The organism is Streptosporangium sp. NPDC049644 (genome assembly GCF_040675205.1).
In the GTDB taxonomy this organism is placed as follows: domain Bacteria; phylum Actinomycetota; class Actinomycetes; order Streptosporangiales; family Streptosporangiaceae; genus Streptosporangium; species Streptosporangium fukuiense.
Map to the genome: position 1 here is coordinate 1 of NZ_JBFAOJ010000078.1, position 9,338 is coordinate 9,338.

Consider the following 9,338-nt stretch of genomic DNA (forward strand, 5'->3'; position numbering starts at 1 on the left):
TCCATCCGGCCGTACCACCGCCCACGATAACCACGGATCGGATCATTAGAGCTCCTCAACATTCGTTGGAAAGGCCGGATCTCGGCCCGGTCAGGCCAGCTCGTAGACGACGGAGTCGGCGGGGACCCGCACGACGCGGGCGTTCAAGAACTTCCAGCCGCTCTCCTCGAACACGCCCTCCCACTCGGCGAGCGTGGGCAGGTAGACGCCCATCAGGTCGTGGGCCGTCTCGAAGGCCAGCGTGAACACGGGCTTGTCCCGGTCGGGGATGCCGGTGGTCCGCGCCGTGTCGCCGAGCAGGAACCTCCGGACGTTGGGGAACGCCTCGCGCAGCCGGCGCAGCGAGGCCACGCACCGCTCTCGCGGCCAGAAGTCGTGGCCCATCATGAAGCAGGTGAGCACCTCCACCTTCTCCAGGCGGGGGTCCGGGGCCAGATCGCGCACGTCCGCCTCGATGAAGTCGAAGCGCCCGCCGAAGCCCTCGGCGGCCACGTTCTCCGCGGCGTCGCGGAGGGCGTCGGGCGCGATGTCGATCCCGATGCCCTGGACGTTGGGATAGCGGCCCGCGATCTGTGCCAGGCGCCCGCCGCTGCCGCACCCGAGGTCCGCGACGGTGCCGAAGTCGAAGTCGAGCGCCTCCATCGCCTCCCAGAAGACCGGGTCGAACGAATGCCGGTTGATGTCCTTGCAGGCGTAGCTGATGGCCACGGCGTTGCGCCGGTAGAAACCACCGGCCCTGTTCTCGTTGCGGACGATGCCCGGCATGTTCGCGAACAGCTCGGCGCAGCCGATGGTCAGCCAGTGGAAGAACGCCTTGTCCCGGTAGACCTCGGCGAACGCCGAACCGGCACGCACCGTGTCCGCGCCGCCGCCCGCACCGCCGTCCGCGGCGTCGCGGACCACCACGCCGGCCGAGCCGAGCGCGGCGAACATGCTCCGCATGGACGGCAGATGCAGGTTGTGCTTCTCACAGAACGCGGGGACGTCGATCACACCGTGGTCGTTCAGGACGTCGAACGCGCCCACCTCCCACGCGGCGGCGATCGCGAACCCGGCCACGGTGGAGTTGAAGATGTCGGCGGACAGCCCCGTGCCGTCGGAGGACGGGCCGAATCCGGTCGCGTGTGCGGTCATCAAGCTCTCCTTCAAGCGGGCATCGGCGAAGGCGACACGACCGTCGCGTTCAGCGAGCCGGTACAGGCGGGGAAGGTCCCGGCTCGCGGCCGGGGAGGGGTCACACGATCCGCACGTCCGGGACGTACAGGATCCACTTGCCGCCCGCGTCCCGGAACTCCTGCTCCTTCGCCATGATCTCCTCGGCGTGGTTCCAGGCGAACAGCAGGGCGTAGTCGGGGTAGGGCCGCGCGAAGTCCTCGGGCGTCCGCACCGGGATGTGCGTACCCGGGGTGAGCCGCCCCTGCTTGGTGGGGGTGCTGTCGCAGACGAAGGAGACCAGGTCGGGCCCGATGCCGCAGAGGTTCGTCACGGTCGCGCTCTTCGCCGTGGCGCCGTAACCGACCACCGACCTGCCCTCGTCGCGAAGGCGGCGCAGCAGTGCGGTGAGGTCCTCGCGGATCTTCAGCACGTTCTCCCCGAACCGGCGCAGCGTGGCCGTCTCGCCCAGCCCGCGCGCGTCCTCCTCCGCCAGCAGTTCGGCCACCGCGGCGGACGGCTGCCGCGACCCGGCGGGAGCCAGCGTGTAGCGGACCTCCCCGCCGTGCACCGGGAGCCGCTCCACGTCCACCAGCTCCAGCCCGTGCGCGGCGGCCATCGCGCCGACCGACCGCACGGTGAAGAAGAAGAAGTGCTCGTCGTAGATCTGGTCGAACGAGGTCCGTTCCACGATGTCGGAGAGGTAGGGGTCCTCGAAGACGAACACCCCGGTCGGCGCCAGCAGCGCGGCGACGCCGGACAGGACCGATCCGATATAGGGGATGTGGCAGAGCGTGTTGGCCGCGTAGATGACGTCGGCGTGCCCCTCCGCGGCGAGGATCTCCTTCGCGGTCGACTCCTCGAAGAACGACTTGCGGACCCTGATCCCCTTCTCGGCGGCGAGGTCGGCCACGCCTCCGGAAGGCTCCACGCCGAGGTGCCGGACGCCGGCCTCCGCGAGCGCCCTGAGCATCACGCCGTCGTTGCACCCCACCTCGACGATGAACGGGTCCTCGCCGGTGAGCTCGGTCGTGAGCAGGCGCTTGGCCAGCCCCTCGAAGTGGTCGCGCATGTACGCCGACCCGGAGGAGTAGTACGGGTACTCCTCGTGGAACATGCGGTCCCGCGGCACCTCCTCCATGAGCTGCACCATCGTGCACGCCTCGCAGAGGCCGGTGGCGAGGCGGAAGAAGAACTCCTGGCCGAGGTCGGAGCCGGGGGCGAGGAAGGCGTCGGACAACGGCTGGCGCCCGAAGTCGAAAAACTCATGAACAGTGCCACCGCACACGCGGCATTGGGATGTGTTCGGCATATGAGCTCCTGACTGACCAAACCGACGGCGGGTTGAGTGGGCCGAGTGTCAATGGGCGGACTCATCCGCGGTGTCCTCGACCAAGGAACGGGAATCGCTCCGTACAAGTTTCCGCAAGCAATGCTCTTTCGGCAAACACTTCGTTCCCACAGCGCCCTGCGGCGCCGGTGTTTCGCCTTTCTTGAGCAGGCCGGGAACTGATTTGATTTTCGGAAGTCGGATCGGTTCGCTGTCCCGCCAGCGGGACGAAGAGGCGGTTCGCATCGGGGTTTATCTGGTGCGACAGGATCGCCCCGCGGTGCCGTCCGCCGACGGCCGCCTAGCATTTTGCGCTGTTAATTCGCTATCAATGGCAGGCACGGCGCAACCGCGCGACGAATGCGGAGGAGACCGATGATTACTGCCGGGCTCAAGCTGACCAAGAGCGGCGGCCTCGCCCTGATCCGGGATGGCAGACTCGAGTTCAATATCGAGATCCAGCAGCTGGACAACAACCCGCGTTATAGCGGCGTCCGGGACCTGGAAACCCTGCCGAAATTGCTGGCCGACCGGGGATACGACGTGGACGACGTCGACGAATGGGTGGTCGACGGCTGGGCGGGCACGAAAAGCGGTCGGGTGCTGGATGTCGAGGTGGCGCCGTACCTGGAGACGGAGTCGGCCCCCGACCCCGCCCTGGCCGGCCACCGGGGCACCGTCCTGCTGGGCGGGAAGCCCAGACCATATACCAGCTATCCGCATGTGACGAGCCACATCGCGGCGGCCTACTGCACCAGCCCGTTCGCCCGGCGCGGCGAGCCCGCCATGGTCCTGGTGTGGGACGACGACGCCTTCCCCCGGCTCTACCACGTCGACGAGGGCGGGCGGATCGAGGCCGGCGGCGCGCTGTTCCCGCTCATCGGCGACGTGTACGCCATGGCCACCCGGCATTTCGGACCGTTTCCCCGGGAGAGCGGGGAGGGCGAACCCGGCCCCCGCGCGGCGGGGAGCCTCATGGCGTACATCGCGATGGGCACCGTCAAGGACGAGGTCCAGGCGGTGCTCCGCACGCTGTTCCACGAGCACTTCGAGGCGGACACGCCTCGGGCGCGGGAGTACCGGCAGGCGGTCGTCGGCTGCGGCGGCGCCGCCGAGCCGTCCCACCGGTACGTACACGCCTACCTGGGTGAACTCCGTGAGCGGATGGACCGGCTGGGGGTCGGTGACGCCGACGTCCTGGCCGGACTGCACGACTTCGTGGAGAAGCTCCTCGTCGAGCGGCTGGTGTCGCGGACGCGGGAGTGGCGGGGAGACGGGCCGTTCGACCTGTGCTTCGCGGGCGGCTGCGCGCTCAACACCAAGTGGAACTCCGCGCTCCGCGCGGAGCCGGCGATCCGCGAGATGTGGGTGCCGCCCTTCCCCGACGACTCGGGATCGGCGATCGGCGCCGCGGCGGCCCATCTGGGCCGCGCGGGCGGCCTGCGCCCGCTCGACTGGAACCTGCGGGCCGGCCCCGCGCCGGTCCGCCACCCGCACCTGCCTCCGGGCTGGTCGGTGTCGCCGTGCCGACCGGAGGAGCTGGCCCGCCTGCTGCACCTCACCGGCAGGCCGGCGATCGTGCTCAGCGGGCGGGCCAAGCTCGGCCCGCAGGCGCTGGGGTCGCGCAGCATCCTGGCCCCCGCCGTCGACCCGGGCATGCGCCGGCTGCTCAACGAGGTGAAGCAGCGCGACGGGCACCGGCCGGTCACCCCGATCTGCCTGGCCGACCGCGCGCGGGACGTGTTCGATCCCGGGACACCGGACCCGTACGCGCTGTTCGAGCACCGCCTCCGCCCGGAGTGGGTGGATCGGATCCCCGCCGTCCAGCACCTGGACGGCACGACCAGGCTGCAGACGGTCAGCGTGGACGACGATCCGACGCTGAGCGTCATCCTGCGCGAGTACCACAAGTGGAGCGGGATTCCGGTGCTGTGCGGCACGAGTGCCGGTCTGAACGGGAGCGGGTTCTTTCCCGACGTCGTCTCCGCGATGCGCTGGGGCCGGATCGACATCATCTGGAGCGACGGCGTCCTGTACCGCCGCGTCCGCAACGGCAGCGAGTGAAGGAGCCGGACACATGACCCGAGAACCGCGCGCGATGGTGATCTCGCTTCAGAAGAGCGGGACCCACCTGATGCAGGAACTCATGCTGGAGCTGGGCTTCAAGATGGTCGGCGTGCCCCGGCCCGCGCCGCACACCGTGCCCGTGTTCGACGAGGAACAGAGCAGGGCCATCGCGGCGCAGGTTCTCTCCAAGCTCGACTACGACGAGTTCCTCGAACTCCAGGGCACCGAGGCGTTCGCCGAGCGCGCCCAGGAGCTCTGGGGGACGATGGTCTGGCACTGGCAGCGCCAGCTCGGCCAGCGGGTGGTCAACCGGTACGGGCGCACCAAGTACGAGTACGCCGAGGGGCTCGCCACCAACCCGCACCTGTCCTACAGCCGGTTCGCCGACACCCCGCCCGGCCTGTGCTGGATCTTCCACGAGCTGGACATCGAACGGGTGGACGGCACCTTCCTGAGCGAGTGGGTGGAGACCGCGAACCCGCCGCTCATCTTCAACTACCGCGACCCGCGCGACGCCGTCGTCTCCATGATCAACTTTTTGGAGGGGCGGACCAGGGAGGGGTACGGCAACTTCTTCGAGGCCGACATCTTCAGCGCGATCCTGGCCGGCAAGACCACCTGGGAAGAGAAGATCGACTACGCGTTGCGGGACCGTTCGTTCCTCGGCCGGGACCAGTTCGAGAAGGCGCTCTGGCTGCTCAACCACCCGAAGGTCTGCAAGGTGCGCTACGAGGACCTGGTCGGGCCGCAGGGCGGCGGCTCCCGCGAGCGGCAGCTCGACGCGGTTAACCGGGTGCTGCGCCATCTCGGCTCCGACCGGGACGCGGAGGAGGTCGCGGGCCGGGTCTACAACCCCGACTCGTGGAGCTTCTACAAGGGCCGCAGCGGCGGCTGGCAGGAGCGGTTCACCGCGCGCAACCTGGCCAGGTTCAACGAGCAGTTCGGCGACCTGCTGGAGCAGTACGGCTACGAATGAGGCGGGCCACCCCGATCGGCGGCGGTGCCGGAGGCCGCACCGCCGCCGGGTCCCCGTGCCGCGTCCTAGACTTACCCGGGATGGATGAATTCGCCGTGTCGCCCGCGTCCCGGCGCAGCGTGCGCGACTGGCTCGTGGACATCGGCCTGTTCCTCTTCGCGGCGGCCTTCGGAATCATGACGGCCGCCGAGCGTATCCAGATGCCCACCCAGGACGTGTCGCCCTGGGTGTTCCAGCTCGACCAGGTGATCGGCGTGCTCGGCTGTGCCGCGCTGTGGCTGCGGCGGCGCCATCCGGTCGAGCTGGCCCTGGCCCTCGTCGTCCTGTCGGCCTTCTCCGAGCTGGTCGGGGGCGCGATGCTGGTGGCACTGTTCACGGTGGCGGTGCACCGGGCGGCGCGGACCACGTTCGCCGTCTTCGCGTTGAGCCTGATCGCCGCGTTGGTCTACGCCGTGCTCAGGCAGGAGGTCGGCGCGCCGCGCGAGCTGCTGTTCCTGCTGGGGGTCGCGACCCAGGGCTCCGCCATCGGCTGGGGCCTTTTCGTGCACCACCGGCGCCGGCTCCTGCTGTCGCTGCGGGAGAGCGCCGCCAGGGCCGAGGCCGAGGCCCAGCAGCGCGCCCGCGAGGCGATCGCCAGGGAGATCCACGACGTCCTCGGGCACCGGCTGTCCCTGCTGAGCGTGCACGCGGGCGCGCTGGAGTTCCGGCCGGACGCCCCCGCGGAGGACATCGCCCGCGCGGCCAAGGTGATCAGGCAGAGCGCCCATCAGGCGCTGCAGGACCTGCGGGAGGCCATCGGCGTGTTGCGGGCCCCGGTCGGCGAGTCGCTGCAGCCCTCTCTGATCGACATCGAGGAGCTCACCGCCGAGTCCCGGCGGGCCGGGATGCGGGTGAACCTCACCCAGGAGGTTCCCGGGACCGTCTCCGGCCGGAGCGGCGGCACCGCCTACCGGATCGTGCAGGAGGCCCTCACCAACGCCCGCAAGCACGCCCCCGGGGCGGAGGTGTGGGTGCACACGACGGGGACCCCCGGCCAGTGGCTCTCGATCGAGGTGCGCAACTCCGCGCCCGTCACCTCTCCCCCGGCGCCCGGCGAGGGCTCGGGGCAGGGGCTGGTCGGCCTGGCCGAACGGGTCGCCCTGATCGGCGGGCGGCTGGAGCACGGACCCACCGACGAAGGTGGCTGGTGCCTGTCGGCCTGGCTACCCTGGCCGGTATGACCTCCCAGCAGCCGCGGCAGGTCGGCGTGCTCATCGTCGACGACGACCCTCTGGTACGCGCCGGGCTGGTGATGATGCTGGGCGGCGCGCCCGACCTCAGCATCGTCGCGGAGGCGGGCGACGGGAGCGAGGCGCTCTCGATGGCCGCCCTGCACCGCCCCGACGTCGTCCTGATGGACATCCGGATGCCCGTCATGGACGGGCTGACCGCGACCAGGGAGCTCCGCGCCCGCCCCGGCGCCCCGGAGGTCATCGTGATGACTACCTTCGACGCCGACGACCACGTGCTGCGCGCGCTGCGCGCGGGAGCGGCCGGCTACCTGCTCAAGGACACCCCGCCCGCGGAGATCGTGGCCGCGGTGCGCCAGGTCACCCTGGGCAACCCGGTGCTCTCCCCCGCCGTGACGCGGCGCCTCATCGCCCGGGTCGCCGACGACGGCGAGAACGAGCGCCGCACCCGGGCGCGGGAGCGGCTGGCCCGGCTGGCCGACCGGGAACGCGAGGTGGCCATCGCGGTCGGGCAGGGCAGGTCCAACGCCGAGATCGGCGCCATGCTCCACCTCAGCCTGGCCACGGTGAAGACGCACGTGTCCAGCGTCCTCACCAAGTTCGACCTCAACAACCGGGTCCAGATCGCGCTGCTCGTCCACGACGCGGGCCTGCTCGACGACCTGCGGTGACTCAGCCGGCGGCGCGCTTGGACTTCCACCAGGAGGGGTTGTCGGCGTACCAACGGACGGTCTCCGCCAGGCCGTCCTCGAACGCGGTCAGCGGCCGGTAGCCGAGAGCGCGCAGCTTCGTGTCGTCGAGCGAGTAGCGGCGGTCGTGCCCCTTGCGGTCGGTCACCCGCTCGACCATGGTCCAGTCGGCCTCCAGCGCGTCCAGCAGCCGCTGGGTGAGTTCCAGGTTGGTCAGCTCGGCGGTGCCCGCGATGTGGTAGACCTCGCCGGGCTCGCCCTGTTCGGCGACCAGGCGGATGCCCCGGCAGTGGTCGTCGACGTGGATCCAGTCCCGGATGTTGCCGCCGTCGCCGTACAGCGGGACCTTCCTGCCCTCCAGCAGGTTGGTGACGAAGAGCGGGATGACCTTCTCCGGGAACTGGTGGGGCCCGTAGTTGTTGCCGCACCTGGTGATCGACACCGGCAGTCCGTGCGTGATCGCGTAGGCGCGGGCGATCATGTCACCGCCCGCCTTGGCCGCGGCGTACGGCGAGCGCGGGCGGAGCGGGGCGTCCTCGTCCCAGGAGCCCGTCTCGATCGACCCGTACACCTCGTCCGTCGAGACCTGGACGACCCTCGGCGTACCCGCGTCCAGGCAGGCCTGCATCAGCGTCTGGGTGCCGAGCACGTTGGTGCGGACGAACTCGCCGGCCCCCTCGATCGACCGGTCGACGTGCGACTCGGCCGCGAAGTTGATCACGACGTCATGGCCCGGGACCACCCGGCCGAGCAGTTCGGCGTCGCAGATGTCGCCCTGGACGAGATCGTGCGGCACCCCCTCCAGGTTGGCCAGGTCCGCGGCGTACGTGAGCCGGTCGAGCACGGTGATCCGGGCGTCCCGGGTGGTGCGCACGAAATGGGACCCGATGAAGCCGGCACCGCCGGTGACGAGAATTCTCATGGGCGAGACACACCTTTCTGTCTGGGTAGGGCGGCAGGCGGTACGCGCTACCGGGCCAGACACCATTCCAGCACCGCCATGGCGCTGTGGAGCTTGTTACGCGCCTGCTCGAAGGCGATACTTGACCGGCCGTCCAGCACCTCGGCGGTCACCTCCTCGCCACGATGCGCCGGCAGGTCGTGCATGAAGCAGGCGTCCGGGTAACGGGACATGAGAGACACATCCACCTGAAATGGTGCGAAGACCTCCCGCCATCGCGGGTCGGGCTTGCTGGTCCCGGTGGTCTGCCAGCGGGTGGTGTAGACGACGTCGACCTGGGCGGGCAGCGACAGCATGTCGTGGCTCTCCCGGACACCGCCGCCGGATCGCGCGGCCAGCGCGGACGCCTCCGCGAGCACGTCCGGTGTGAGGCCGTACCCGCGAGGGGTGCGCAACTCCAGCTCGACGCGGGGGAACCGGGAGAGCGCGTAGGCGAGCGCGACCGCGGTGTTGTTGCCCTCACCGACGTAGAGCACGCGCAGCCCCTTGAGACCGCCGAACCTGGCCGACATCGTGGTGAGATCGGCCAGGGCCTGCGTGGGGTGCTCCTCGGCGCTCATCGCGTTGACGACGGCGGGACAGTGCTCGGCGAGCGTCCGCATCTCCCGCTGCGGCCCGGCGGTGCGGACGACCAGGCCGTCCAGCATGCCGCCGAGCACCCTCGCGGTGTCCTCCAGCGTCTCACCGGTGTTGAGCTGCAGGTCGCCGGGCCCGTAGGTGATCACCTGCGCGCCGAGCCGCAGCGCGCCGGTGGTGAAGGAGGTCCGGGTGCGGGTGGAGGTCTTGCTGAAGTAGACGCCGACGATCCGGCCGCGCAGCGGGGCGTCGTGCGCCTCCGGGTCCGCGGCGAGGTCGACACCGCGCCGGACGATCGACTCGATGTCGGCGTCCGCAAGGTCGCGCAGCGAGATCACATCACGGGAACCGACCATGA

General features: G+C 70.3%; 8 protein-coding genes. 4 read left to right on the forward strand and 4 right to left on the reverse strand.

All coding sequences use genetic code 11. The annotated features are described in order from the left end of the window. Positions 1-90 precede the first annotated feature (90 nt). On the reverse strand, positions 91-1,134 hold the full coding sequence (locus AB0J58_RS32560) for a class I SAM-dependent methyltransferase (protein WP_364223121.1): 1,044 nt from the start codon (positions 1,132-1,134) through the stop codon (positions 91-93). A 100-nt stretch (positions 1,135-1,234) separates the two neighbouring features. Further along, positions 1,235-2,464, reverse strand: a complete 1,230-nt coding sequence (locus AB0J58_RS32565) for a class I SAM-dependent methyltransferase (protein ID WP_364223124.1) — start codon at positions 2,462-2,464, stop codon at positions 1,235-1,237. 393 nt (positions 2,465-2,857) lie between these two features. Between AB0J58_RS32565 and AB0J58_RS32570 the strand changes: the two genes are divergently transcribed. From AB0J58_RS32570 to AB0J58_RS32585, 4 genes are all read left to right on the forward strand, one after another. Beyond that, complete coding sequence (locus tag AB0J58_RS32570) at positions 2,858-4,546, forward strand: carbamoyltransferase N-terminal domain-containing protein (protein ID WP_364223127.1); 1,689 nt, start codon at positions 2,858-2,860, stop codon at positions 4,544-4,546. A gap of 13 nt (positions 4,547-4,559) precedes the next feature. After that, complete coding sequence (locus AB0J58_RS32575; protein ID WP_364223130.1) at positions 4,560-5,525, forward strand: hypothetical protein; 966 nt, start codon at positions 4,560-4,562, stop codon at positions 5,523-5,525. 80 nt (positions 5,526-5,605) lie between these two features. Next, on the forward strand, positions 5,606-6,745 hold the full coding sequence (locus AB0J58_RS32580; protein WP_364223133.1) for a histidine kinase: 1,140 nt from the start codon (positions 5,606-5,608) through the stop codon (positions 6,743-6,745). After that, on the forward strand, positions 6,742-7,425 hold the full coding sequence (locus AB0J58_RS32585; protein WP_364223136.1) for a response regulator transcription factor: 684 nt from the start codon (positions 6,742-6,744) through the stop codon (positions 7,423-7,425). Before AB0J58_RS32580 ends, AB0J58_RS32585 begins: the two co-directional genes overlap by 4 nt. Position 7,426: 1 nt before the next feature. Here the strand turns inward: AB0J58_RS32585 and rfbB are convergent, their stop codons facing one another. Further along, complete coding sequence (gene rfbB / locus AB0J58_RS32590; RefSeq protein ID WP_364223140.1) at positions 7,427-8,365, reverse strand: dTDP-glucose 4,6-dehydratase; 939 nt, start codon at positions 8,363-8,365, stop codon at positions 7,427-7,429. A gap of 47 nt (positions 8,366-8,412) precedes the next feature. Beyond that, positions 8,413-9,336 carry an ornithine carbamoyltransferase gene (locus AB0J58_RS32595; protein WP_364223143.1) on the reverse strand — a complete coding sequence of 308 codons (924 nt, stop codon included), beginning with the start codon at positions 9,334-9,336 and terminating at the stop codon, positions 8,413-8,415. Positions 9,337-9,338: the final 2 nt, after the last annotated feature.

Excerpts from the sequence above, each read along its gene's own strand:
- rfbB (WP_364223140.1), bottom strand. The coding sequence starts at position 8,365 with ATGAGAATTCTCGTCACCGGCGGTGCCGGCTTCATCGGGTCCCATTTC.
- AB0J58_RS32580 (WP_364223133.1), top strand. The coding sequence starts at position 5,606 with ATGGATGAATTCGCCGTGTCGCCCGCGTCCCGGCGCAGCGTGCGCGAC.
- AB0J58_RS32560 (WP_364223121.1), bottom strand. The coding sequence starts at position 1,134 with ATGACCGCACACGCGACCGGATTCGGCCCGTCCTCCGACGGCACGGGG.
- AB0J58_RS32595 (WP_364223143.1), bottom strand. The coding sequence starts at position 9,336 with ATGGTCGGTTCCCGTGATGTGATCTCGCTGCGCGACCTTGCGGACGCC.
- AB0J58_RS32570 (WP_364223127.1), top strand. The coding sequence starts at position 2,858 with ATGATTACTGCCGGGCTCAAGCTGACCAAGAGCGGCGGCCTCGCCCTG.
- AB0J58_RS32575 (WP_364223130.1), top strand. The coding sequence starts at position 4,560 with ATGACCCGAGAACCGCGCGCGATGGTGATCTCGCTTCAGAAGAGCGGG.
- AB0J58_RS32565 (WP_364223124.1), bottom strand. The coding sequence starts at position 2,464 with ATGCCGAACACATCCCAATGCCGCGTGTGCGGTGGCACTGTTCATGAG.
- AB0J58_RS32585 (WP_364223136.1), top strand. The coding sequence starts at position 6,742 with ATGACCTCCCAGCAGCCGCGGCAGGTCGGCGTGCTCATCGTCGACGAC.